The following is a 26,207-nucleotide window of genomic DNA, read 5'->3' on the forward strand; positions in this document are numbered from 1 at the left end:
GTTAATGTTGATGTACTACAATCACTCGTGTTTTATAATATCTCTATCCTGCTGAGGCTGGCCCAATAAGTTTTCAACGAAGTAATACCGGATCAGATTGGTATAGTACTTGTCTCCCAGGCCATGATCTTTTCCTGGTAGAATCATCATATCAAAACGTTTGTTGGCTTTTATTAAGGCATCTACCAAACGTAGTGTACTGGCAGGATGTACATTTTTGTCCACATCCCCGGTGATCAAAAACAACTTGCCTTTCAGGTTGGCAGCCAGTTCTGTATTGGTGGGTATTTTAGTTTCAAATTTATAGATACTGGAATCTCCTCGCTGCTGCGTTTTCATCGTGATTCCATGGTAGGTTTCACCCCACCACTGGGTATAGATATTGTTGTCATGATTCCCTGAAGCAGAAACAGCCACTTTATAAAAATCAGGGTAGGTTAGCATGGCTGCCGTACTCATCATACCTCCACCCGAATGTCCATAAATACCTACTCGGTTAAGGTCAATGAATGCATACCGGTCGGCTAGTTGTTCTATCACAAACTTATCATCTGCCAAAGCATAGTCCCGTAAATTGCCGTAACCAAAACAATGGAATGCTTTCCCACGGATAGGGCTGCTTCCTCTATAGGCTACATTAATCACTACAAAGCCCAGTTGTGCCAGTGACTGATTATAATTATCGTCAATAGTAAATTTCCGCGGAATGAAATCTTCCTGAGGACCAGGATATACATTGGAAATAATAGGATACTTTTTAGTGCTGTCCAGATTAAATGGCAGATACATCACACCATACAAATCCGTAACACCATCTGCGGCCTTTATTTTCAGCAGTTGCGGTTTCTTCCATCCTGTTTGGGATAATGCGGTCAGATCAGTCTGCTCCAGCTCCAGCAGCTGGCGGCCGGCCATATTCCTTACAATATTCACGGGCGCCATATCCATACGGGAATAGGTATCCAGCAAATACCGCTTATCCTTCGACAAGGAAATATCATGATAACCATTTCCCGGTGTCAGTAACGTAAAGCCGGTGCCATCAAATTTTACCTTGTAATACATCCTGTAATAAGGATCTATTCCTTTTTCGCGGCCATATCCTTCTATGATCAAAGCATGCCCTGCTGTATCAATGGTATGGATATCCCCGGCTACAAACAATCCGGTAGTAATTGCATTTTTAAAGTTGCCCTGATTGTCGTACCGGTAATATTGTCCATACCCTGTCCTTTCTGACCACCACAAAATATCTTTGCCATCATTCAATATGTTGCAGGTAAACAGTTGATCATTAAAATGCGGGGCACAGGTCTCTGTAATTACTTCAAATACTTCACCTGTATTGGCATCCAGCCTGCACAGGTCCATCTGATCGTTGGTCCTGTTCCTTCTTAAAAAGTATACATACCGGTCACTGTTTATAATTTGCGGGGCATACAACACCGTTTTACCATTGTTGAGCGTGGATTGCAGTATGATCCGCTGATCAGGGTATTTGGCAATATTTATCTTCCTGGCTTTTCTTTGGGATACATCAAATGTAAATAACTCATATTGCACCACATCAGCATCGCCTGGAATGGGAAATTTATAAGTAGATACAGTAGGCCTGGGTAAAGATAAACTGTTGATAATAGACATCTCGCCTACAGCACGTTTGTCTTCCCGCACTGCCACCAGTTGCCTGGAGTTCTTTAACCAATATACGCTGGCGCTGTACTTTTTTTCATCTGTTGTTGCACTGTTGGCGCCGATGAAAGAATAGTAAGGTGCACCATCAAAAGTAAGGCGGGTACTGGTGTCTTCATCACTTTTCTGTAAGTATAAGTCATGCTTGTATGCGTATACAAACCAGGCGCTATCAGGTGAAAACTTTTTCCAGGAAGGCTGAAAAGAAGGCCTGGTTTGCGTCTTGACAGGCTCTTCTTTAGGTATTTCCTTCAGTACTTTGGTACGTATGTTATAGGAAAACCGTTTACGGCTGCTTTCAAAAGTAAAATGATCCGGCTCTTTAGCAGAAAATGTAATGCTATACATCTTCAGGTTATTAGCTTCATAGAGCTGGCTGGTGAGGGCGGTCAGCTTACCGGCCATCTCCCTGCTGTTAAACATTATTACTTTCTCCTTCCTCGTCGGGTTTACCAGATAATAATTGGTTCCCTCTCTGGTGGTTACTGTATAGTGAAACAATCCACTGTTATCTATCCAGTTGGGGGAGATCTGTGTATTTTGAACATACTTCCCCAAGTTCTCATTTGAATACTTGTCGGCAATACGTAAGTCTGCTTTTTGTGCATATACGTTTCCTATACCCAACAAGAATACTATAACGCCAAACGTGCGCATCATGGTTCCCTTTCCTTTTCTCCTAAAAAATGTAGCTGTTAATTAAGCTGGTAGTCCCTCCAGGACTAGTACAGTACCGCGGTAATTATTTGAAACACGCGGTTATACGTTCCATACTTCCGTTTTATGGCGCGCACAGCAGTTGTTGAATATTGCGTGTAACCCCTGTATCATAAGCATAAGCATTCACATCTCCCCCATTCAGATGAAGGACGTTAATAGTTCCGTTTCCGTAAATTCAGGTTTTTACCTGGCTGGTTGCATCACTAAAGCTGCATAAGCAATTGGCTAAATTTTGTTCCTGTAAGTGCGCTGATACTTTTTTATATCCCGTTGTGTTGCTGCATAGTTAGCTAACAGTAGATATTTCAATGGTATTGGCTTCTGTACATAAAGGGCGAATTTAATACAATTTTATTTCTTTTTTTATGTAAGCGCTGTTACAATTTGGAGAACTCCGCAATTTTTAATACGTACCAATCAGCTTAAACGTATAGAACAACCTGATTGGATAAACTTTTTTTCCTCAACGGCATTGGATTACGGACAAATAATAGTAGTAGAAAAATAATATCAGCTTCACACCATATTCATTTTCTTTTCATACATCTCCTGTAATGCCCGATCCTGTCTTGTGCGTTCCCCTATCCCTTTATCAATAAGCGTTTCCGTATATTATTACCTGATGGTTTTCAAGTTTGTTATTGAATTGTTAATGCATGGAAGTAAATATTTCTTTTGTGCGGCAGACACCAATGAAAAACGACTGCTGAAAAAAATTAATTAATACTGTGCTTCAGCCATTCTCCATCCTGGTAGATGATCTTTTGATCTATCCCCGCTTTTATTAATTCCATCATGCTGGTACGCATTTCTTCCGTTACGCGGGAAAATCCAAATAGCTTTACTACAAATGGAATGGCGGCTTCCGGTTGTATAGCAATAGATTCCCGCACTATTTTCTCCAGTGCCAGGAACACTTCTTCCGGTGCTATATAAGACAGTTTTCTGGAAGGTGCCGGAAGATGTAACCGGTTGCGTAATACAGGTGTTACCATGTTGCCATCCCACAGGAAATCTCCTTTCACCGCAATATTTCCGTTAGCTGCTGCAAAGTCTACCGCCATTTTAATACTTTCCTTTATGCGGGTACCTACCCTGGCCACGCCAGCGGCTTCTACCATTCTGCGGGCAGCTTCATCAAAATGCACGGGGCTTTCCACTTTTACAACGGATTCCAGCCAATAGGACAACCTTCCTACAGAATGCAGATGGAATTCCTGCTGCGCAATGTCTGCGGGCAAGGTAGCCACTTCATATAAAGGAATATCAGGTGCTGTTACTTCTTTTTCTTCTCTGATAATGCCGGTATCTGCAGGTAATTCATCTGCGGGTTCTGCATCATCGAGGGCTGTAATTTCCATTGCCTTTTCAATAACACTTACCAAACGTGATAACTCCCGCTCCGGATTCCTGAACCAATCTGTACTCCATATCCTGCAAATCTTCCAGCCAATGTTTTCCAGCATCTGTTGCCGTAACCGGTCCCTGTCGCGGGTAGAACGGGCAGCATGATAACTCGCACCATCGCACTCAATGCCTAATATATACCTGCCGGGATTAGCAGGGTCCACAATAGCCAGATCCAGGTAAAATCCATAGGAACCTACCTGCTTTCTTACTGTATATCCCAAGCGGGTTAAGTGGGCTGCCACATTTTCCTCAAAGGGGCTGTCTGCGGGTTTACCGCTCTCTTGCGGCACTCCAAGCCGCCCGTGTTGTGCAAAGTATAAGAAGCTCTTTAACGCTTTTACCCCATGGCTTTTGGTGCGGTTACTATCTATATCATCAGCGGTAAGATTGGTAAAGATTTCGCACCGCAATTTTGCGCGGGTAATCAATACGTTTAACCGCCGTTCTCCACCGTCATTATTAATAGGACCAAATGACATGCTCACATATCCTTCTTCAGTGCGCCCATACCCTACACTGATGAAAATAACATCCCGTTCATCTCCCTGTACATTTTCCAGGTTCTTTACAAAAAACGGCTCCTGTGTATGTTGCTTAAAGAACGCTTCTATTTCGGGCGATTTTCTGCGTTCTCTTTCCAGCACATCCTGTATGGCCTGCATCTGGGCCGTACTGAATGCTACTACGCCAAGACTGAGTTTTGGATTTTTCCGGGCATGCTCCACTACTGCATTGGCTACTGCAATCGCTTCTTTTGGATTGGTCCTCGTTCTACCTCTGTCATATGCAGTACCAGCCAGGTGGTGGAACACTAATCCAAGCCTTTCTCGTGAACCGGGGCTTGGAAAGATAACCAGCTTGTTTTCATAAAATTCATGATTGGATAAACTGATCAGTGATTCATGTTTACTCCGGTAATGCCAGCGTAACATGCGCTGTGGTGCACCCTGTGCGTCACACATGCCCAATATGCTTTGGATATCGGCCGTTACATTCTCTTCATCATCCACATCTTTAATCAGTGAATCAAAGAAACTGGTAGGCGGCAATTGTTTGCTGTCTCCTACTACTACCAATTGTTTACCTCTCAGCAAAGCACCTAATGCATCTACCGGTCTTACCTGGCTGGCTTCATCAAATATAACCAGGTCAAACTCCATAGCACCCGGCGGTAAAAAATTAGCAATTGATAACGGGCTCATCATAAACACCGGCTTAATAGCCTGTATTGCCAGTCCGGCTTCCTGCATTAATTTGCGGATAGGCATATGACGTGCCTTTTTATTGAACTCTGTCCGCAATACATTTACCTGTCCGCCGGCTTCTATTTTAGGTACGCCATCCCAATGTTTTAATGCAGTACGCGCACGATTGTATTGCAGATTTACAATGTCCAGTTTCTTAAACTGCTGAATAGCTTCCTCATGTGTACTCCTTTCAAACTGACGAAGTGCATCCTGTTTGTTTACAGACCGTTCCAGGAGATATTCATACCATGTTTTTTGTAAGGCCGGTTTCAGCAGTTCTTTTGCTTCGGGCCAATGTATAACGGTATCAATCAATACCAGCAACTGCTCTGCTTCTGCTGTTGCTGCTAAATTATTCCAGCCGGTTACCTGTTGTATTTCCGGGAACCGCTGTATCCAGTCATTTAACAGCGTTTTCTGTTCTTCATATAATCGTTCCCGTAGCTGTATACCATCCGTGAAACGAACGCTCTCATCAAAATTAAGTTTGGTCAGAACTGTTCCTGTTGCGGAGGCATGTTCCAGCAACTTACTTTGCAAAGTAGTATGGTATCCTTTTGCTACCGTAGCAGGCTCATTTTTTTGCAGATAAGTCAATAGCTCTTTCGGGCATTTATCTGTCTGAATATATTCATGCACCATCGCCAGATAAGTAGCGATGGCTGCTATGACTGGCCAGTCTGTATTTCCTTTCTTCCATTGGCTGCCAAACAATTCCTTAGCCAGCGGCTCCTGTTCTCTGATTACTTTTTCAAGCTGCTGTGCTTCCAGGATTGCATCTATATATTGCAGCCTTTCACTGTTTCCTTCGGGAAGTGGTGTTTTACAAAGTGCAGCTAATTGTTGCTTGCTCCTGTTATATGTACCGATCAAAAACTTGTACCACTTATCGCCGGAAGCTAAGAGATGCGTCCGGATTTCCAGTACAGGCTGCTCCCAGGCAATATCCAGGAAGATCGTTTCATAACTTTTGCGTAATTGCGATAACCGTTCTCCGGTAGCCAGCAAGCTTTTAATCTCTTCCTGCTGCGCAAGCCAGCTATTGTGATAAATGTTGCTATCTTTTAATCCTGGTTGCTGTGCTGCCAGTTCTGCCACCAATGCGAGCCGGCTGCTTTCCCCGCGGGTAGCAGCTACCGGTAATCCAAGATGACCGGCAATTACCGCCGATTCCTCCTGCAACGCCTGTATAGCATGTAACGCCTGCTGCAAAATGGGTAGCACTATGTCCTGCTCGTTTGGCAACATTACTTTTAACTGGCTTCCCCAGAAAAGCAACCCAGCAGGTACCCCTATTTCTTTCAGCCGCGACTGTATCCTTTCTGCCAATGCCTCTGCCCGCTTCATCTTTAAAGCGTTCCAGTTTTCAATACCTGGCAAGGGTATTCTGGGCAAAACCACTTCTCCCAACGTAGTTTTTAATTGCAGCAGATAACCAATTATTTTTTGTGTGCTCAGCCCGCTTTTTTCTATTTCCTCATTTACTGCTTTGCAATAACTATTTAATTCTTTGCGATAACCATCAAACAAGCTCACTTCTTCCTGCAACTGTGCCAATGCTGGTTTTCCCAGTTCCAATACTCTCCTTAGCTCCTGGTGCAGCTCTTTTTTATTAGCCTTATGACTGTGCAATTCCAGGCAGGCTTCACCCAGATTAATATTATCCAACCGGCGTTTTACCACTTCCAGTGCTGCCATTTTTTCGGCCACAAACAACACCTTCTTTCCTTCTCCAATAGCATTGGCAATCAGGTTAGTAATCGTTTGCGATTTACCCGTACCGGGAGGGCCCTGTATCACCAGGTTACGGCCTTCCTGCACTGCCAGCATAGCAAGCAGTTGTGAACTGTCTGCATCTACTACCTGATACAGTTCATCCGCTTTGGTATCTTCATCTATAAAAGCATCTTCTGACGACGTGGGTGGCAGATCCCTGAAACCCTCATTAAATAATGCATGTAAAATAGGATGTTCGCAAGGGTTATTATCTGCCGGCCATTTATTGCTATCCAGATCATGATAGATCATGAATTTTCCAAAAGAGAAAAAGCCCAGGGCAATGGTATCTTTCTCTACTTTCCAATTGGTGAGTCCTTTGATGGCTGCGGCGATATCTCCGATATAATTATTCGTTACAAAATCATCCGGCTCCGGTATATCAGGCAACGCTACGCCAAATTCGTTTTTCAGTTTGGCCTGTAATGACAGGTTCATCTCTACTTCGCCTCCTGTATAACGCAACCGGAAACGTTCGCTGGCGCTGGACCGTTCCAGTGATACCGGTATTAATATCAGGGGGGCCTGTCTTGTTTCTTCACTGCCCGGTGCTTCATACCAATGCAGCATACCCAGAGAAATATACAGGATATTGATCCCCTGTTCTTCCAGGCTCGTTCTGGCTGCATAGTAGGTATTCAGCAACCTGGTTTGCAACATTACTTCCGTTTCATTGGTTTGCAGTTTGGTGTCTGTAAAGGCTTCTTCCTGCGCTGCCAGTGTAAGCTCAGGTAAATCTGTTACTTCTTCCTGCCCCGGCTTTACCGCCTTTCCCAGAAAAGTCATCGCCTTACCCTGCTTCACAAGGATATCATAAATATCTGCGGACCTTTCCTGCACTATCTGCAAGCCCCGGCTTGCCGGCAGCTTATAATTCAATAACGGGTTTCGAAGGCCTAGATCAAGTAATTCCTTACGGGAAGCTTCCAGTTTGGATAGGGTTGATTCCTGCATTTGTATTGATTATATTATAACGAAGTGGTGCTAAATTACTGCTTTTAACAGTTACGGCTACATACAGTACACGGAATGTTATAAAACAGCCCTGAACGGCTTGTTTTTTGCATAATACAATGCACTATCTTTATTACTACTTAATACATCATCAGGCTTGCATTCGCTTATCAATTTTTTGTCGGATACCAACTGGCACCTCTTTGTAAAAATATCAGGCTATGTGCTGGTAGTGCTCACATTTGTAGGTGTGGCAGGTACTATTCTGCTGGAAAACCGTAACCCAGTAAAAGCAATTGCCTATATCTTGTTACTCATCTTTGTACCCATCGCCGGTCTTATTGTTTACTATTACCTGGGCAGGGATCTGCGGAAAAAAAAGCGCTTTACACTAAAAGGCAGTAAGGATGAAGGACTATTTTTAAGATACCGGGAATCCCAAAAGAAGGAAATACAGGATATGCAGCTGGCACTGCGGCATCTGGTGGGTACCAAACAGGAACTATCCGGCATGCTCATGAATACCAGGCAATCCATTCTTACCAGACATAACCGGGTACAGCTTTTACTGAATGGTGAAGAAAAATTTCCCGAAGTATTAAAGGCGTTGCAGACAGCAAAACATCATATTCATATTGAATATTACATTTTTACGGACGATGAGATTGGTAATGAAGTAGTACGTATCCTGCTGGAAAAATTAAAAGAGGGGGTAGAAGTGAGAGTAGTATATGACGACCTGGGCAGCAATCATATAGGCGTTATTCCCGACGTATTAAGGGAGCATGGAGCGGAAGTATACACTTTTGCGCCGGTACTCCTTAACCTCTATGTAAATGCGAATTATCGCAATCACCGGAAAATCATCGTAGTAGATTGTAAAATAGGTTTTGTAGGCGGCATCAATCTGGACGACCGTTATCTGAATAATGGGAAACACAAATTATTCTGGCGGGATACCCACCTGAAACTGGAAGGAGATGCCGTCAACATACTGCAATTACAGTTTCTGATGAGCTTCCGGTATTGCAGTAAAAAATCCTTTCCTTTTGCAGTGCCTTATTTCTGTAGAACAACAATACCGGATACCTGCTACGTAGATATAGTGGCCAGCGGACCAGATTCAGAATGGCCTATGTCGATGGAGTGTATCCTGATGGCTATTAATGTGGCCAAACACCGGATCCGTATCACTAATCCTTACTTTATTCCTACGGAAGAAATTCTGACCGCGCTCCAGCTGGCAGCACTGGCAGGTAAAAATGTAGAATTAATCCTGCCCGGTAAAGGAGACTCCTATATTGTGCAACATGCTGCTTATTCTTATATCAAGCCACTCCTGGAAGCAGGCGTTAAAGTATACTTTTATCAACGTGGTTTTGTACATGCCAAAACAATGGTGGTAGATGATAATCTTGCCTGGGTAGGTAGTGTAAACCTGGATAATCGCAGCTTTTTCCTCAACTGTGAAATCTCTGCTATTGTATATGATAAAGCAGTAGCTGCCGCTTTAAATAAAGCGTTTGAAGAAGATCTGAAGCATGCCGTTCCGGTGCAGGAAACCCGGTGGAACAAGCGAACTGTCATAAAAAGATTTGCAGATGCCGTGTGCCGGCTATTAACCCCTTTATTGTAGCTTTTTTATCGTCATTCAGGACTGATCCTCCTCCAGATCCTCATGTCTGTCACCTCCAAGACTGTAGAAATTGTTCTCTTCATCCTCATTGCCTGCTGCCTCCGATTCGTCATCCAGCTCTGCTCCTGGCACATCGAGGTCATCTCCGCTTTCATCTGGCTCCCAGGTATCTCCCTTTCCTTCCTTTTTTCGCTCCGCTTTTCTTTGGGGAGATAATTCATTGTTGATCCGGGCCGACCGGGCAACATTCTCCACATCAAGGTCCACTTTATTATGCTCATTATCCGCATTCATGATATCTTCTTCTGCCGGATAAGCAGGATATCCTGGAAATGATTCATCATTCGTTTTATCTGCTGCTTCCCCTTTTACCGGTTTGGATGCTGCTTTCCCTGCAGAAGACTGCCCTTGCTGTTTTGGATTTTTCGCTTTCATAGCAGTAATGTTTATGTTTTATACAGAAAATGCTATGCCAGTTAATTAGCTCGATCACCGTTTTACCTGGAGGATAGGTATTACATCGGTATCATTTTTAAACATACCGGCATCGATACTTTAACTTCCTGTCCGGTAGGAGTTAATAACCCGGTGGTAGCATCTCTCTTTAAAACAACAATATTATCGGTGTCCTGGTTGGCTACGAGCAAATAATTTCCGGTGGGATCTATTACAAAATTCCGGGGCGATTTTCCAGCTGCTGTATGTTGTCCTACATATTGCAGCTGGCCACTTTTTGCATTCACAGTATAGATCACAATATTGTTGAGGTCTCCCCTGTTGGAAGCATAGAGAAATTTCCCATCTGGCGAGAGGTGAATATCTGCTCCTGAAATTACGCCTTTAAAATCCTCTGGCAGCATGGTGATGCTTTGAAACTCCGTCAGTTTTCCTTTGGAATAACGGAAAGCCGTTACTTTTCCGTCCAGCTCCCGGATCACGTAAGCCCATTTGCGATTGGTATGAAAAACAATATGCCGGGGTCCTGCACCAGGAAATAACGGTGCAAATGAAGGATTGGCGGGTGTTAATGGTGTAGCGGCATCCGCATTGTATTTATATATTTTTACCTGGTCTATTCCCAGATCCGGTACATAGAGGTATTGCTGGTCCGGACTGAACTCCACACAATGTACATGTGCTTTTTCCTGGCGCTTTTTGTTTACACTGGTACCACTATGCTGAATGGTCTGTACAGGAGCACTTACATTTCCATCAGGTAATATTTTTAATACTGCCAGACTACCGCCACTGTAATTACCTACTACCACATTTTTTCCGGCAGCATCTGTATTAATATAACAGGGACCATCACCTCCGGACGACTGTTTATTTAACTGTTGTAATTGCCCTTTCGCTGCATCAAATGAAAAAGCGGCTACCTGTCCCCCACCCTTACCCCATTCACTTACCGCATACACCTGTTTATTGCCCGGTGCCACTGTCAGATAAGATGGATTTTCCACTCCTTCTGCAGTACTTACATATGTTAATGTTCCTGTAGTAGCATCAAATTTATATACATAAATACCCTTGCTTTCTTTTTGGGTATAGGTACCTACTATTATATAAAAAGCAGATTGGGCCGGCAAAAGGAATGGAAGTAATAACATATTGCAAAGTAAAATGAGCGTGCGCATAATGCATGAATTAAGTAAGTTGATGGCATTGTAAGCAGTTACAATTTACACAACAAAGTACTGAATACATAATGCTTAAAATTTCACACCGGAGAAATTTACTTGAAGGGCTACCCCTGCAGAATAAAGTTTTACTTCTCCATAGCCCACACCTTTGAATGGTATTTTTGCATAGGGTTGTACTCCCAGGGAAATATGTTTCCCCACCGGATGTTGCCAGGTAAGTGCTACGTTGAGAATGGCTATATAATGCTGATTTTGATTATTGAATTCCATCTCCTTACCCGGATAATTATTGGCATAGTAATAATCATAGTTTTCTTTCAGCATAAAATAATTGGATGCGCCCAATGTAGCACTCAGCGTATTTTGTTGCTTGCGCAGGAAGGTATAATTTACGTTCACCGGTACATCCAGCACACTACACACCGCATCTATTTTAGTGACTGTATAACCAGGATTAGATGGTGGAGGCAATTTCTTTAGTACTGCATAATCATTGGGAGTAGCACCATATATTTTCTTACTGTACACCGCACCCGTAGTAAAAGACCAATGACGGTTTGCCTGATAGTGGACTAAGGCACCTGCATTAAAACCTATCCTACCATATTTAAGAGAAGGAGCTACATTAAAATCAGGCCCTAAGGTTAAGCCAAAAGAAATTCCCCGGTGTGCAGCTTGCTGCGGGGTTGTTGGTGATACTACCTCAGCGGTAGCTAGTAAAGGTATTTCAGGAGTAGCTGTTAATGCTGTAGTAATCTGCGGGTCCTGCGCTTTATTGGTATTTATTGCTGCAATACCTTCCTGAGAAGAAACTGGGTATCCACTGTTTTCTGTATAGTTATCAGTCTTATGGGCTGATACCGGAGATACCGGTATATATTCTTTTTTTCCGGTTGCTGCTGCTGGTTTTATACTATTATTCCGTTTATTATTATTGTCGTTATTTTTTACAATCTGAATAGCAGGAACGGTAACGTTATCTACCGGTGCGGTACTTTTTTTTGCAGCAGTAGTAACAGGTGAATCGGCCACTGTATTGGATATTGCTGGAGTATTAATAGCCTGATTAAGTTTAAGTGTATCCGTTTCCGTTATGCCACTAGTTGTATTGGCACGGGAAGGTATATACTGATTCCAGTACCATACTGCACCACCGCCTAACAGCAATAGCAACAAGGGCCACCACCATCCACCACCTTTTCTGCGGGGCTGACGGAGAGATACATCCAATTGCTGATCCATTTTGTTCCAGGCATCCTGGTCAAATGGAATATCAGCTTCATTCAGCTTTTCCCTGATCCTATTTTCAAAAGCATCACTCATTTTTTGTTAATGACAAATTTTTGGAGGTATCATCCAACGGATGAATGCCTTCCGTAATTTTTAGAATTTTCTCTCTTAAAATCTTTTTGGCTTTGAATAAATTCGATTTGGAAGTTCCTTCAGAAATAGCCAGCATTGCAGCAATTTCCTGATGATGATATCCTTCCATCACATATAAATTAAAGACAGTACGGTATGCAGGAGGTAATGTTTGTATATGCTTCAGTAATTCTTCATAAGAGATTTTGTCGAGGGTTTTATCTTCCATTCCCAGATCATAGATATGTTCAATGTTGTCGGTAAAAGCGATTTTAGATTTACTCCTCAGAAAATCAATTGCGGTGTTTACTATAATTTTTGCCAGCCAGCTTTTAAATGAACGATTGGTATCGAATGAAGCAATGTGCTGAAATACTTTAAGAAATCCATCATTTAAAATCTCTATTGCCTCTGCCCTGTTTTGCGCATAACGCAAACAGATACTCATTGCATATCCGAAAAATTCCCGGTACAATGCCTCCTGGCTACCGCGCTTCCATTCGCGGCAGCCCTCAATAATATGAATCAGATTTTGCACAAATATTTGTGATCGCCCTTTTGCTCTAAAGTATTTTTTTACGGAATACCTCAAAATAAAAGAACTGCATCGCTTACTGGTTTGGTCAATAATTACATGGTACTATAAATACGCTTTAAAATAGAAGTTGGTTGCCTTGCCGTCCTTTTTCTCTCAAAAAAAGTCTGCTTCTTCAAAAAGCCACTTTTTAGCCTCATTTACGAAACAAGCCCACTTTTGATACAATAACCTTAACTAGTCAAAGATCGTCTAATTACAAGGAGATAATGAAGCCGTTTTTTAGCCACTTTTTACATTTTTTTAGAAAAAGCAACTTTTGGATGTACGTCAGTAAATCGTTGAAACGGGTCATGCGTTTTTCCTGAAGGGAAAATATAGTCATTCATTTACTTCATTATATAGATGCTCCGACCTTGAAGTATAGTTGAAGCATAGTAAAAGCGTTCAAGAGATATAGATGCGCTAACCTTGAAGTATAGTTAAAGTATGGTTGAGGTATAGTAAAAGCGTTCAAGAGATATAGATGCGCTGACCTTGAAGTATAGTTAAAGCATGGTTGAGGTATAGTAAAGGCATAGTAAAAGCGTTCTATAGGGCGAGATGAAAGTCCTTTAAAACCAGAAATATACTATTGCTAACAGATAAAATAAAAAAGATGGCCCCTTGGATGGACCATCTTCTATGTTTTTTGGGATCAACTTTTCTGGTCAATCCCACTTAATTTCAGGTTCTGTTATGAAGTACTACCTCCCCATATATACCATCAGGATCTGTACATCACTTGGGTTTACCCCACTAATTCTGCTAGCTTGTCCTAATGTACGGGGACGGATTTTATTGAATTTCTGTTTAGCTTCTGCCGAAAGGGAAACCAATTTAGTGTAATCAAAAGCATCCGGAATGATCAGGTTTTCCAGTTGCCCCATTTTGGTAACCAGTTCATTTTCCTTTTCAATGTATACTTCATACTTGATTTGTATTTCGGCCTGTTCCAAAGTATCCTTATCAAACTCATTTAAGACAGCACTTATTTTAGGAATCTGGTCTTTCATGGCAAAAATATCCAGTCCGGGGCGCAATAATACCTGGTGTGCCCGTTGTTTTTGTGTAAGTGGAGAAGACGATTTTGAGACCAGAAACTCATTCATTTCTTCCGGATCAAGTGATAATTCTTTCAGAATAGTCTTGATTTTTGCCACACCATCTTTCTTTGCCTGTACCTTTTGCATCCTTTCTTCAGAGGCTAATCCCAGTTTATAACTTCTTTCTGTTAACCTAAGGTCTGCATTATCCTGGCGAAGTAAGGTCCTGAACTCTGCCCGGGAGGTAAACATCCGGTAAGGTTCTTCGGTACCTTTATTGATCAGGTCGTCAATAAGTACACCAATATATGCTTCACTGCGTTTTAATACAAAAGGATCCAGCTCATTTGCTTTGAGGTGAGCATTAATCCCAGCCATAATACCCTGGCAAGCTGCCTCTTCATAACCGGTAGTACCATTAATCTGTCCGGCAAAAAACAGGTTCTGAACATGTTTGGTTTCTAATGAAAACTGCAATTGGGTAGGTGGAAAGAAATCATATTCTATTGCATAACCAGGACGGAACATCCTGCAGTTTTCAAAGCCAGGCACCAGGCGCAGTGCTTTCATTTGTACCTCTTCGGGCAAGGAGGTAGAGAATCCATTCACATATATCTCTACGGTATCCCATCCTTCTGGTTCTACAAACAACTGGTGCCGGTCTCTTTCTGCAAAGCGGTTGATCTTATCTTCAATACTTGGGCAGTACCGGGGTCCTGTGCCCTGTATTCTCCCCTGGAACATAGGAGAACGATCAAAGCCCGTACGTAACATATTATGTACCTCATCGCTGGTATAGGTAATCCAGCAACTACGTTGTTGAGCTGGTGTAATACGGGGAACATCTAAATAGGAGAATCCTACAATTTCATCATCTCCTTTTTGCTCTTCCATTTTAGAATAATCGAGGCTGCGGCCATCAATGCGTGGTGGCGTACCGGTTTTTAAACGGTCGCTTTCAAAGCCCAGGGAAACCAATTGTTCTGTAATACCGGTAGCTGCTTTTTCTGCTACACGTCCTCCGCCAAATTGTTTATCGCCAATATGAATCACGCCATTCAGAAAAGTACCGTTTGTAAGTACTACTGATTTGGCAATTATTTCATGTCCCAGGCCAGTTACTACCCCATAGCATCTGCCATCTTTTACTAATAGTCCTTTTACCATATCCTGGTAGAAATCCACGTTGGGTGTTTTTTCCAGGGCTTCCCTCCATTTTGCAGCAAACAGCATGCGGTCGTTTTGCGTACGGGGGCTCCACATAGCTGGTCCTTTGGAACGGTTCAGCATACGAAACTGGATCATAGACTGGTCGGTTACAATTCCGGAGTATCCACCCAAGGCATCTATTTCCCGAACAATCTGCCCTTTGGCTATTCCTCCCATAGCAGGATTGCAACTCATTTGAGCAATGGTTTGCATGTTCATGGTAACCAGGAGTACTTTGGAACCCATGTTAGCTGCAGCCGCTGCTGCTTCACAACCGGCGTGCCCTGCGCCTACTACTATAATATCGTAAGATGGAAACATAATGTATTTAAGAAAATGCAAAATTACGTAGAAGAAGGGAGAAGTACTAAAGATATGTGGAATGTTCCACGTGGAACATTTTAAGTATGTCAAAATCGTGAGGCGCCAAACAGGGTAATGCTAATTGGTAAATGTACCTGTTCAAATTTTATATAGCCATGCGAGGTGACGTATTCTTTTTAATGAGGATTGGGTGATGTTACAGGAGTTCAGCAGTAATATAATTAGGACGATGTCCGAAAGATGTTGCTAGGTGGTTCATTAAAACCAATAAAAGAAATGGAGAGTTGTAGTTATTAGAAGTTTATATTCCTCTTTGGTACAATTAAAAAGTGGTCTGAAGCTACTCCCCTGGATTTTATTATTCCTATTTTATTATTCTTATAAGGAGCTATCTCTAACAACCAGGTTTCGGCATGAAGCGTTTTGTTTAAATCCTTCTTTGCTGGAGGATAATACCACCCTAGTTGAAACTGATAAATTCTTCTTATACGAGAAACCTAACATCTCAATATACCAGGTACGGGCAAGAATTAGTTGCCATCCATCTTATCCTGGATATTACTTCTGAACCATCAATACCAATTATGACATTTACATTGCCTGTAACAGATCTATATCTTTATCGTAAAAGTATTTCTATAAACCGCGCCGTAATCTTATAAGCATCTCTTAATATAAAACTATTCCTATCATCTATAAGATTATTCCTCGACCATATCCAAGGTATCCAATTCCACATTTAATCATACGCTTCTACTGCTGCTAATATTTATTTCAAGACTGGTTTAAACTTATTCCAGTAACTGATATCAGTCCCGTCAATCAGCCGGATATCAGACAAGAGATGCCCTATTGGTATAATAATATTTTCGCTTAATTATTAATATGTTCCTCATCTTCAACATTAGTCTGCTCACAATATAGCAAGTACTTTAATAAGGCTCCTCATCTTTATAGCATAAAAAAGGAATTATAGGGCCGTAATTCCTTTCTAAAATAAAGTATGTTCCACGTGGAACCTTCAACAAAAAACTCATTGTATTAGTCCTTAAAATACAGATTCAGATACTCATCTTCTTTCTCCCGCATTACCGCTGCCTCCTTTCTGGTCTTATCCCTAAAACCACATAAATGTAAAGCTCCATGGAAAACCACCCGGTGTAATTCCTGTGAAACAGGTACTTCAAATTTCTTCGCATTATCCACCACCCTGTCAATACTTATATAAATCTCTCCTGCAGTTTCATCCGGATCCTCAGATAATTCGAAGGTGACAATATCTGTGTAAGTATCGTGTTGCAAAAACTGTTTATTAATCTCTAATAAATAAGCATCAGAGCAAAAAACGTATTGCAGATGCTTTAAGCCCTGTCCCTCCCTTTCAAATAATTCTTTTAAGAAAGCTTTTAATCTGGTCTTATGCTCCAGCTTCACTTTTACTTCATGTACTACAAAATGTACGGCCATATTCCTTTACTTATTAACTGCATGTAAAAGTATGGTGAAATTTCGGATTCAGGTTCCCTCTTTTTTTGCATATTCCTCTTACAGCGGTACCTTTGCATGGCACTCAAAAGCACTTTTCAAATATTGCCAGGTTTAGTTTTAAAAACGATTAATCTTAAGAAATGAAAAAAGCAATGGTTAAGTTATCTTCTCTGGCTACCGGGAGAAGTGCAGTAATAGTAGAATTCGAAAAAGATGATCTTCATATAAAACTCATGGAAATGGGTTGTGTGCCGGGTGAAACAGTTAAAATAGAAAAAATTGCACCGCTGGGAGATCCTATATCAATTATGGTAGCTGGATATAATCTTTCTTTAAGGAAAACAGAAGCTGATCATATCTGGGTGGAGGAAATTTAATCCACCCATTTTCTTTCCTTTCTCCTCTCGATCTTCTCAGTCATTATCTCTTATAAATACTCCAGAATATCTCCCCTCCCTCAATTTTAAACCTATTTTTCTTTAAAAAGCTATGCCACCATAAAAGAGTGCAGTTCTAATAAAAAAAGAAAATTTTTTGTAAAAAAACTCCTCATACAGTCCTTTTTCTTCATTTTTGGCCTAGGTTAAATGTTTATTACCATAAATTATACTCAAAAATGAACGCTGGCGCATGATAAAACAGCCTGATGCCTGATAAAAAACTAAACCCTATCATTCCTGGTAGAAAAACCTAAAATTTCTCTCTTTAAAAGATTTTGAGTAGCTGAGATTAACCTCCACATGAAAAACACGGGGTATTCCCGTAAAAGGAAAAAATTTTCTCTGTACGGTGCTAAAGAACTCCACGAGATTTCCACCAAATAGAATATTTCGCCACTACCCCAGCAAATGATATTCTAATTGATTCATTCTCATTTATCAGTCCTCTATAATTTCATCAAAACTAAAATCCCAGTCTATAACATGGAAAAATAATCTATGCTAACCTCAGCTCGCTCCAGGAGGCCCTCCTTCTTATTAAACCGAAAATTCAAGGGATCCCCCAGATAATTTATGATCACTGTCTGCTAATAACCGCTGAAAGTGCCCTGACGTTTAAATATTTTCTCAAAATGCAGCGTAACCACATGAAAATATTTGTTTTCGAATCCTCAGGCGCTCCATTTATTCCTAAGCGTCCCCCTCATTTAATCATTTTTAACAGGTAGTAAATATTCCATTCTTATAAGCATGCGGAGAATGAAACCAGCTTCCCAGATCAAGGGGATTGCCGGGAAAATAAGGAAAACACGCCTCTCGGCAACTAAAAAGTGCGCTTAGTAGCATAAAAAGAGAAAAATAAAGGGTACCCCCATGAAAAATGATAATTTTCAACGCTAACAGCCTTCCTAAAGCTCCAGAAATTGAATAAAATCAGTCAAAACCAATTCCTTAACGATAAAATTCAAATATTTTATTCTCAACGCCTTGTAAATCGCAGGAGAATCGCATGAAATTGTTTTTAAAGCCATTGAAAAGGAAAGTCTGAAAAATTTCATCAGCTCAGGCGCCTTAGAGAGCGCTGAGAATTAACCAGAGCCCGTAAATCAAGGGGAACTCAAGGAAATTATTAGATTTTCTACTGATAAAGCATTATAAATGGGCTGATAATCCGTTAAAAGTTTTAAAAAGACATGTATAGAAAAAAATTAAAAAATTTGATTCTCAAGCACCTATAAAGCCTCCCACAATTCATTTTCGCACCAAAATCAAGGGTAATACCGATAAAATTGTAAATTTTCTATTCTCCACAGCCTCCTGTCACGTTCTCCGTAGCATAAATAGGTGTAGCCTTGCTAATCCCGATAAAATAAACTGTTATCACATTCTCAGGCCCTTCATAACCTGTCGAGGATCCGCTGGAATTTTAAATTATTGATCACTCCAAATACTTATCTCCGATATGCGATTCTCAGCGCTTTCATAATGTCCTGAGAATCTACTCTGATTTCCTCCCTGACAGAATCTCTAAAAAGAAAAAAATATGCAGTTCTCACGGCCTTCTTTATCTCATGAGAATCTCATACAAATCATATTTTCAGTAAGTTATTAGCTTCTAAAAAAAATAAACGATTCTCAGCGCTCTATAAGTAGCCCCAGAATCGCACGAAAATCTGCGATTTACCGTTATTACAATGCACATAAAAATATGCGATTCTCAACGCCTTCATCAGGCCCGGAGATAAGCGGCATTATTGAAAAATTGAGGGGAGGATCACAAAAAGAATTAAATACTGCACTGTCAGCTTATTACATGTGCGTTGACAATTGTATAAAATTATAGGTACAAAGGGTAGGCACAGGAGCAAAAAAAATATGCGATTCTCAGGGCTTTCAAATATCGAATTGTCTTTATTTTTATACGTAAATCAAATAATAAGGCTTATCCTGGCCAACAAACATTTTCTACAAAAGGGGATAAATCACTTTATAATTCCTGCTTCTACAGACTCCTAAACAAAAAATTGAAATATCACATTCTCAAAGCCATAGTAATGGGCTGAGAATTGCATGAATCCCCATATACGTACGAAGTATCACATTCTCAGGGCCTTCGTATCAAAGCTCTTAAAAATTACAGCTGTTAACTAAAGAAGAAATATACTATAACTAACTGAATATCAAATACTTATAATCATAACCCGGCTACTGCACTAATCTCCAACATTCTTTCAATGGGCTTTTTAGCCGCGATACGGAGATTTTCCTCCATAGTGATTTCCGGTTCTTCATACTCCATGCATAAGTAGAGCTTTTCAAGTGTATTGAGTTTCATGTGTGGGCAGTCGTTACAAGCACATGCATTATTCGGAGGAGCCGGAATAAAAGTTTTACCAGGATTTTCCTTTTGCATCTGGTGTAAAATCCCCGTTTCAGTTACTACGATATATTCTTTTGCATCATCCCGTTGTGTAAATTTCAGCAAACCAGTTGTACTACCGATAAAATCCGCAATCGCCAAAACGGCAGCTTCGCACTCCGGATGTGCGATCACCTTAGCCTTGGGGTGTCTAACCTTCAACTTGGTAATCTTTTCCAGGGAGAAAATTTCATGTACCATACATGCCCCGTTCCACAAAATCATATCTCTACCCGTTTTTTTGCTTAAATAAGCCCCAAGGTTTCTGTCAGGTGCAAAGATAATCCCCTTACCGGCGGGCACGCTTTCGATGATTTTTTCGGCATTGGAAGACGTACAAATGATATCGCTAAGCGCCTTGATACCTGCTGAACAATTTATGTAGGAGATCACCAGATGATCAGGATATTTATCTCTGAACTTCTTAAACAGCTCAGGAGGTGCACTGTCTGCCAGGGAACAACCAGCTTTCAGATCCGGCAATAGCACCTTTTTCTGAGGGCTCAGAATTTTCGCTGTTTCTGCCATGAAATGAACACCAGCAAAAACAATAATATCTGCATCCGTTTTTGCGGCCTGCTGACTAAGTCCCAAACTGTCCCCAATGTAATCTGCTACATCCTGGATATCTGGTTCCTGATAATAGTGTGCCAGCACTATCGCATTTTTTTCCTTTTTTAATCTTTCGATTTCCGCAAATAAGTCTAAACGAACATCCACGGGTATATCTAAAAATCCGTTGCGTTGCAAATTTTTTTTCGCGTTAGCGATTTCCGTAATCATAACTATATATCTCTTTATTTAATTAAAAAGAAAAACCCATTACTACTAGGGACGTGAATATGTGGAAACTAATTTTTTCCAACCATATACAAATGTAGTTGTTATTATTTTTTTGAATGCTATCCACAGGAAATTAACATAGAAAATCCCCGTCATTACTCATTTTTTATAATTTCATCCACATACGTGGATATCCCATTTAGTGAAAATCTTTTTTTCAGAAAGCGTATTAAAAACGTGTTAACAGCATCCTCTCAGTTTCCCCAAATTTGAATTAAGATCCGGGAAACCAACTTTGCTGAGATTTACAAAATTAGTTTTACCTGTACCTAAGGGGTGGTTTTCCCATAGTTTTTGCGATTTACGCATGGGTTCCTAACAGCTGATGTGGAAAAATTCTTCCCTGAAGCATCAATTGAAAAATTTCGAGCCATTGCTTCCTCCAACTTCTATTATTCACAATTTTCTGTTAATTCCTAAAAAGAGCTTTCCAAAATGTGAATATTCGGCGCCGGCAAATATTGGGTTATCAACACCTCGAAGATATGCTGTATATGCCATTCAAATAGTATTCCACAATGCACCGTAAAAGGCCTTAAAAAGCGTCGTAATGTGAATAACGTGTTAATTCAAAAAAATGGATAAAGGTGTCGTAATGGGCTAAAAAGCCCTGCTGTATTGATTTTGAATAGGTGAAATACTGTTTTGCAGTTACAGTTTATTTATTCTATTTTTGCTTTCCTTAAAATGTAGACTATATAATATATGTCAGTTATTCAAAAAATCAGGGACAAGTATGCCATAACGATCGTTGTAGTGATCTGTCTGGCTATTGTGAGTTTCCTTCTGCAAGACGCCTTCTTTGGTAGAGGTTCTTTATCCCAGGGCTCCAATACCGTGGGAAAAGTTAATGGACAAGAATTGGATCGGTCAGAGTATGATCAACGGATAAAGAATGAAGAAGAGAATCTTCGTCAGCAAAGTCCCGGTGGTTTGAACGACCAAACCCGCCAGTATGCCCAGGAGCTAGCCTGGAACCGTTTTTTGAATGAACAGATCATGACTGCACAATTTGAAAAATTGGGAGTGGAAGTGACAGAAGCAGAAAAGGTAGACCAGTTTTTTGGTAAACACCCTAATCCAATAGTGGTGCAATATTTTACCAATCCGCAAACCGGCCAGTTTGACCCTGCTCTCGTAAAACAGGCATATAGTAATGTAAGTCAGGATAAAACAGGCAGAATGCGTGAAATGGTTCGTCAGCTGGAAGATGCAGTGGCCAAAACGCAACAGCAACAAAAATATCAGAACCTGATCAAGCAGGGAGTATATTATCCTAAGTGGTTAGCAGACCAGCAACAAAAGGATAATGCTCAGACAGCTACTGTATCATATGTAAATGTACCTTATGCTTCTATTGCAGATTCTACCATACAGGTAACAGATGCCGAACTCAATAAATTTATCCAGGATCACAAGGAACTGTTTAAAGTAGAAGAGTCCCGTAAAGTAGAATATCTGTCTTTTGACGCATTACCTTCTGCTGCTGATACCGCTGCTGCCATGAAATTAATGGTAGAACTGAAAGCAGAAATGGATACCACTAAAGATATCGCCGGTTTTATTAACCGTAATTCTGAAATGAAGTTTTTTGATGGATATGTGCCAAAGAGCAGCAGCATGGTACCTCATAAGGATTCAGTAGTGGATTTACCAATCGGTGCTATTTTCGGACCATATTATGATGGTAATACAGTAGCATTTGCAAAAATGCTGGATCGTAAAACGATGCCGGATACCGCTAAAATCCGTTTTGTACTGGTTAGCACACAACAGGGCCTGGCTGATTCTATCGCTAAAAGACGTATTGATAGCGTAGAAACTGCTGTTAAAGGTGGTGCTGATTTCGCTACGATGGTAGCCATGTACTCTGATGATGAAAGCAGTAAGGCTAATGGGGGTGAGTATGAACTGACTCCTACTACTAACTTCCCGGTAAAAGAAGTAAAGGACTTTGCTTTTGATGGTAGTAAAGGACAGTCTAAAGTAATGAAAACACCTTATGGTTATTTCCTGGTACAGGTAATGGAACAGAAGAACTTCGGTCCTGCTGTAAAAGTTGCCTACCTGGCAAAAACAGTAGATGCAAGTAAAGAAACAGACGGTAAAGCATATGCTGAAGCAAATGAATTTGCCGGTAAGAATAACTCTCAGGTAGCTTTCGATAAAACCATTCAAAAAGATGGTTTGAATAAAAGGATTGCAGATAATATCCGCCCAATGGATTTTGTAATTCCAGGTATTGGCCAGGCTCGTGAACTGGTACGCTGGGCTTATGAAGCAAAGAAAGGGGATGTTAGTACCGTATTTTCCTTTGAAAATAAATATGTAGTAGCTGTTTTAACCAGCATTCGTAAAGAAGGCCTGGCTCCGCTGGAAGATGTTAAACCACAGGTAACTGCTGAAGTAAAGAAAAATAAAAAAGCTGCACAGATTATAGCCAAACTGCAAACACCTGCTTCACTGGATGCTGCTGCGAAAACAACCAGTCAACCAGTATTGCATGCTGAAGGCGTAACTTTTGCAACACCATTTATTGCTTCTATGGGCTTTGAACCAAGAGTAGCTGGTGCGGCATTTAATAAAGCATGGGGTACAGCTAAAGTTTCTGCACCTATTGAAGGTAATGGTGGTGTATTCGTAATAAAAGTGGATGCTTACCAGCCAGCTGCTCAACCTGCGCAAGACCTGGCTACTATGCAGGCTGCTTATGAACAAGGCATCAAATCCATGCTGGATAATCAGTTATTTGAAGTACTGAAAAAGAAGAGTAAAGTGGAAGATAACCGCTTTAAGTTCTTCTAATCAATATATTATAACTATTTTAAGGGGAATGCCGCGCAATTTGCGCGGCATTTTTATTTCATAAGCCCGTCAACAGTGAGCTTAAGGCTAATCATCTTATGTGAGCCGGGGATTTCGTAAATTTGTATTATTCTAATAAAGCAAATCATGGATGAAATCATCAATAAAGTGGCGCAGAATACTTCCCTGATCACTCTGGATCTGGAAGATTATTATCCCAAAGGAGAAATTGTAGTGTTTGACATGAAAGCGCATTTGTTCATGGAGCTCATTCTAAAAGAAAAGGACTTCCGCACAGCTATGCAAAACCTGGATTGGGAACAGTACCGGGATAAGAATGTGGCTATCACCTGCACTGCTGATGCCGTGATCCCATTATGGGCTTACATGCTGGTAATGACTTACCTGTCTCCTATGGCAGCATATGCCGCCTTTGGAGATGCTGCATTTATGCATAATACATTGTTCCTGAAAAGTTTATCCCAGATAGATGTTGCTGCCTATGCAGACAAGCGGGTGGTTATAAAAGGATGCGGGGATAAAAGTGTAGGAGAACTTGCCTATGCTGAAATTACCAGGCTGTTGGTACCTGTAGTGAAAAGCATTATGTACGGAGAACCATGTTCCACTGTACCTATTTATAAAAAAAGATAGTTGTCTGGCTTCCCGGCAGGCATTTTGCTAAAACTCCACAAAAGGAATTACAAAAGCAGGTACTATGGGACTAAAAAAACAGTTTTCGTTCCTTTTTCTTATTGCATTAGCTGGTATTTATGGATTATCTGCCTGCAATGGATGTAATACTAATAAACAGGATAATAAAGAAGATACGGTAGCTGTAAATACAAATAAATACAGGGATACCGTAAAGCTATGGACAGAACAACGGATGATCCAATGGACGGGCTGGCTGGACAGCAGCATGCACCAGAAATTTACATTCGATAGTCTTGAAATAGCAGACGCAGATACCCTGCCTGCAGAGATCAGCAGTATAATGCCGGCAAAACAGTTCAATGATTTTAATCCATACTTCATATATAGCCCTGATAGTAGCCAGGTAATAGACTTGCTGAGTTATGGAAATTTCCTACGCAAAAACAAAAAAGGTCAGATAGTGCTGGAAAGCGGAGAACCGGACACAGAAGTGGCCATTATAAATGTACAAACCAAAAAAAGGGAAAGAATCCTTTTTACAGGGCCGTCTACCCTGATAAAAGAAGCAATCTGGGTGGATAATCAGACCGTTTTGATTGGAGGTGCCATGTATGATGAAAATAATGTGCTGGTACCTGTTTTATGGAAATATAGTGTACCTCATCATATACTTGAAAGCTGGCAATAGCCAAACTAAAACCAGCCTCTCTTCTTGAAAATAATGATCATCAGCACAAAGATAAGTCCCATTGCTCCCAGGGTAATAAAATAGCCATGGGGGGATTCCAACTCCGGCATATGCTTAAAGTTCATACCGTAGATACCGGCAATAACAGTAAGAGGTGCCATAAGAGTAGTTACGACTGCAAGCACCTTCATCACTTCATTCATTTTCACATTTAGCTGGGTATGATATAATTCCTGCAGATTGAGCACCATATCTCTGTAATTCTCCGTGAGATCATTGCATTGAAGAATATGGTCGTATACATCTTTATAGTATTTGGTAATACGATCTTCCAGCAAATTACTTTCACTTTTTAAAAAGCCATTCACCAATTCCCTGACCGGAGCAATAGCTCTTCTGAATAATAATAACTCTTTACGAAGGAAATTTATACGTGCCAAAGCCCTGGTAGTGGGCTGATGCTGTACAGCTTCTTCCATCAGTTCTATACGTTCGCCGAGTTTATCCAGCACAATAAAATAGTTGTCAATAATCATATCCAGAAGGGCATAACAAAGATAGTCGGCACCGGCGGTACGAATACGGGTACCCGGAATGCGGAGCCTGTCCCGGATAGGCTCAAATACATCTCTCAATGGATCATCCTGGAAAGAGATAACAAAGTTTTTACCTAATACGATGCTCACCTGCTCCTGCTCTACAGTGGAGGTTTCTGTATTGAAATAGATCATAGGCAACAGGCAAAAAAGCGTATCTCCTATCTCATCCATTTTGGCCCGCTGCCCCACACTAAGAATATCTTCTTCTACCAGAAAATGAATCTGGTAATGTTCACAAAGTGCATGTACCTGTTCCTTATTGATACCATCAATGTTTAGCCAGCTGACTGCTGGTGTATCCAGATATTTAAAAGCTGCTGCTATATTATTATCGTCTATAATTACTTCATCACAATTCCCTGGCGTAAAATCAAAAACGGAAATCTTTACATGCTCTGCCTGAGGCCTGGTAGCTACTCCGTTTGCGGGATTGAAGTTCATAATGCGCTGCTTTTTCACCTTGAAAGGGTTCAATACATCCAGCACATCAGGAATGGGTATTATTTTTTTTCTGGGCATATGTAATATTAGACAGTAGGGTAATACACAAAGTAAATTTAAAGGAAAAAAGCCCAGGGACCAACCATCTGATGCATATACTGGCAGGTAAGCCAAGCTGGCGGAAAACGTACCCCATTATGGTAAAGAATCCGGTGAGTCCAAAAAAATAACGTA

At 40.9% G+C, this 26,207-nt stretch carries 15 protein-coding genes; 5 read left to right on the plus strand and 10 right to left on the minus strand.

Going from position 1 to position 26,207, the window contains the following annotated elements:
• Window positions 1–21: 21 nt before the first annotated feature.
• Together ABR189_RS17545 and proA are read right to left on the minus strand one after the other, a co-directional pair.
• Complete coding sequence (locus ABR189_RS17545) at window positions 22–2,352, minus strand: S9 family peptidase (RefSeq protein ID WP_354661764.1); 2,331 nt, start codon at window positions 2,350–2,352, stop codon at window positions 22–24.
• A gap of 776 nt (window positions 2,353–3,128) precedes the next feature.
• A complete protein-coding gene (gene proA, locus ABR189_RS17550; protein ID WP_354661765.1) occupies window positions 3,129–7,799 on the minus strand; it encodes an anti-phage protein ProA in 4,671 nt (1,556 codons plus the stop codon).
• A 157-nt stretch (window positions 7,800–7,956) separates the two neighbouring features.
• Here proA and cls point away from each other — a divergent pair, with 157 nt between their 5' ends.
• Window positions 7,957–9,435 carry a cardiolipin synthase gene (gene cls / locus ABR189_RS17555; protein ID WP_354661766.1) on the plus strand — a complete coding sequence of 493 codons (1,479 nt, stop codon included), beginning with the start codon at window positions 7,957–7,959 and terminating at the stop codon, window positions 9,433–9,435.
• Between the two features lie 15 nt (window positions 9,436–9,450).
• Here cls and ABR189_RS17560 read toward each other — a convergent pair whose 3' ends face one another.
• The 6 genes from ABR189_RS17560 to ybeY all read right to left on the minus strand — a co-directional run bounded on the left by ABR189_RS17560 (window position 9,451) and on the right by ybeY (window position 17,060).
• The gene (locus ABR189_RS17560) at window positions 9,451–9,870 is read right to left on the minus strand and encodes a hypothetical protein (protein WP_354661767.1); all 420 of its coding nucleotides are present in this window, start codon (window positions 9,868–9,870) and stop codon (window positions 9,451–9,453) included.
• 80 nt (window positions 9,871–9,950) lie between these two features.
• On the minus strand, window positions 9,951–11,072 hold the full coding sequence (locus tag ABR189_RS17565) for a lactonase family protein (protein ID WP_354661768.1): 1,122 nt from the start codon (window positions 11,070–11,072) through the stop codon (window positions 9,951–9,953).
• A gap of 75 nt (window positions 11,073–11,147) precedes the next feature.
• On the minus strand, window positions 11,148–12,401 hold the full coding sequence (locus tag ABR189_RS17570) for a porin family protein (RefSeq protein ID WP_354661769.1): 1,254 nt from the start codon (window positions 12,399–12,401) through the stop codon (window positions 11,148–11,150).
• The gene (locus tag ABR189_RS17575) at window positions 12,394–12,978 is read right to left on the minus strand and encodes an RNA polymerase sigma factor (RefSeq protein ID WP_354661770.1); all 585 of its coding nucleotides are present in this window, start codon (window positions 12,976–12,978) and stop codon (window positions 12,394–12,396) included. Before ABR189_RS17575 ends, ABR189_RS17570 begins: the two co-directional genes overlap by 8 nt.
• 743 nt (window positions 12,979–13,721) lie before the next feature.
• Window positions 13,722–15,590 carry a tRNA uridine-5-carboxymethylaminomethyl(34) synthesis enzyme MnmG gene (mnmG, locus tag ABR189_RS17580; protein ID WP_354661771.1) on the minus strand — a complete coding sequence of 623 codons (1,869 nt, stop codon included), beginning with the start codon at window positions 15,588–15,590 and terminating at the stop codon, window positions 13,722–13,724.
• Between the two features lie 1,044 nt (window positions 15,591–16,634).
• Window positions 16,635–17,060 (minus strand): rRNA maturation RNase YbeY, encoded by a 426-nt coding sequence (ybeY, locus tag ABR189_RS17585; RefSeq protein WP_354661772.1) that lies wholly within the window; start codon window positions 17,058–17,060, stop codon window positions 16,635–16,637.
• Window positions 17,061–17,221: 161 nt separating this feature from the next.
• Between ybeY and ABR189_RS17590 the strand changes: the two genes are divergently transcribed.
• Window positions 17,222–17,458 (plus strand): FeoA family protein, encoded by a 237-nt coding sequence (locus ABR189_RS17590; RefSeq protein ID WP_354661773.1) that lies wholly within the window; start codon window positions 17,222–17,224, stop codon window positions 17,456–17,458.
• Between the two features lie 2,257 nt (window positions 17,459–19,715).
• On the opposite strand, the gene nadA is transcribed toward ABR189_RS17590, so the two are convergent.
• Entirely contained in the window at window positions 19,716–20,723 is a 1,008-nt protein-coding gene (gene nadA / locus ABR189_RS17595) for a quinolinate synthase NadA (protein WP_354661774.1), read from the minus strand.
• Between the two features lie 765 nt (window positions 20,724–21,488).
• On the opposite strand from nadA, the gene ABR189_RS17600 reads away from it, so the two are divergent.
• The 3 genes from ABR189_RS17600 (at window position 21,489) to ABR189_RS17610 (ending at window position 24,933) form a co-directional block, all read left to right on the plus strand.
• Window positions 21,489–23,588 (plus strand): peptidylprolyl isomerase, encoded by a 2,100-nt coding sequence (locus tag ABR189_RS17600; protein ID WP_354661775.1) that lies wholly within the window; start codon window positions 21,489–21,491, stop codon window positions 23,586–23,588.
• Window positions 23,589–23,735: 147 nt separating this feature from the next.
• Window positions 23,736–24,242 carry a DUF2480 family protein gene (locus ABR189_RS17605; protein ID WP_354661776.1) on the plus strand — a complete coding sequence of 169 codons (507 nt, stop codon included), beginning with the start codon at window positions 23,736–23,738 and terminating at the stop codon, window positions 24,240–24,242.
• Between the two features lie 64 nt (window positions 24,243–24,306).
• Window positions 24,307–24,933 carry a hypothetical protein gene (locus ABR189_RS17610; RefSeq protein WP_354661777.1) on the plus strand — a complete coding sequence of 209 codons (627 nt, stop codon included), beginning with the start codon at window positions 24,307–24,309 and terminating at the stop codon, window positions 24,931–24,933.
• Window positions 24,934–24,938: 5 nt separating this feature from the next.
• Here ABR189_RS17610 and corA read toward each other — a convergent pair whose 3' ends face one another.
• A complete protein-coding gene (corA, locus tag ABR189_RS17615) occupies window positions 24,939–26,051 on the minus strand; it encodes a magnesium/cobalt transporter CorA (protein WP_354661778.1) in 1,113 nt (370 codons plus the stop codon).
• Between the last annotated feature and the right edge of the window lie 156 nt (window positions 26,052–26,207).

Origin of the sequence: Chitinophaga sp. H8 (assembly GCF_040567655.1) — a bacterium.
GTDB lineage: Bacteria > Bacteroidota > Bacteroidia > Chitinophagales > Chitinophagaceae > Chitinophaga > Chitinophaga defluvii.

Excerpts from the sequence above, each read along its gene's own strand:
- ABR189_RS17605 (WP_354661776.1), top strand. The coding sequence starts at position 23,736 with ATGGATGAAATCATCAATAAAGTGGCGCAGAATACTTCCCTGATCACT.
- ABR189_RS17565 (WP_354661768.1), bottom strand. The coding sequence starts at position 11,072 with ATGCGCACGCTCATTTTACTTTGCAATATGTTATTACTTCCATTCCTT.
- proA (WP_354661765.1), bottom strand. The coding sequence starts at position 7,799 with ATGCAGGAATCAACCCTATCCAAACTGGAAGCTTCCCGTAAGGAATTA.
- ABR189_RS17560 (WP_354661767.1), bottom strand. The coding sequence starts at position 9,870 with ATGAAAGCGAAAAATCCAAAACAGCAAGGGCAGTCTTCTGCAGGGAAA.
- corA (WP_354661778.1), bottom strand. The coding sequence starts at position 26,051 with ATGCCCAGAAAAAAAATAATACCCATTCCTGATGTGCTGGATGTATTG.
- ABR189_RS17570 (WP_354661769.1), bottom strand. The coding sequence starts at position 12,401 with ATGAGTGATGCTTTTGAAAATAGGATCAGGGAAAAGCTGAATGAAGCT.
- ABR189_RS17590 (WP_354661773.1), top strand. The coding sequence starts at position 17,222 with ATGAAAAAAGCAATGGTTAAGTTATCTTCTCTGGCTACCGGGAGAAGT.
- ABR189_RS17545 (WP_354661764.1), bottom strand. The coding sequence starts at position 2,352 with ATGATGCGCACGTTTGGCGTTATAGTATTCTTGTTGGGTATAGGAAAC.
- ABR189_RS17610 (WP_354661777.1), top strand. The coding sequence starts at position 24,307 with ATGGGACTAAAAAAACAGTTTTCGTTCCTTTTTCTTATTGCATTAGCT.
- ybeY (WP_354661772.1), bottom strand. The coding sequence starts at position 17,060 with ATGGCCGTACATTTTGTAGTACATGAAGTAAAAGTGAAGCTGGAGCAT.
- mnmG (WP_354661771.1), bottom strand. The coding sequence starts at position 15,590 with ATGTTTCCATCTTACGATATTATAGTAGTAGGCGCAGGGCACGCCGGT.
- ABR189_RS17600 (WP_354661775.1), top strand. The coding sequence starts at position 21,489 with ATGTCAGTTATTCAAAAAATCAGGGACAAGTATGCCATAACGATCGTT.
- nadA (WP_354661774.1), bottom strand. The coding sequence starts at position 20,723 with ATGATTACGGAAATCGCTAACGCGAAAAAAAATTTGCAACGCAACGGA.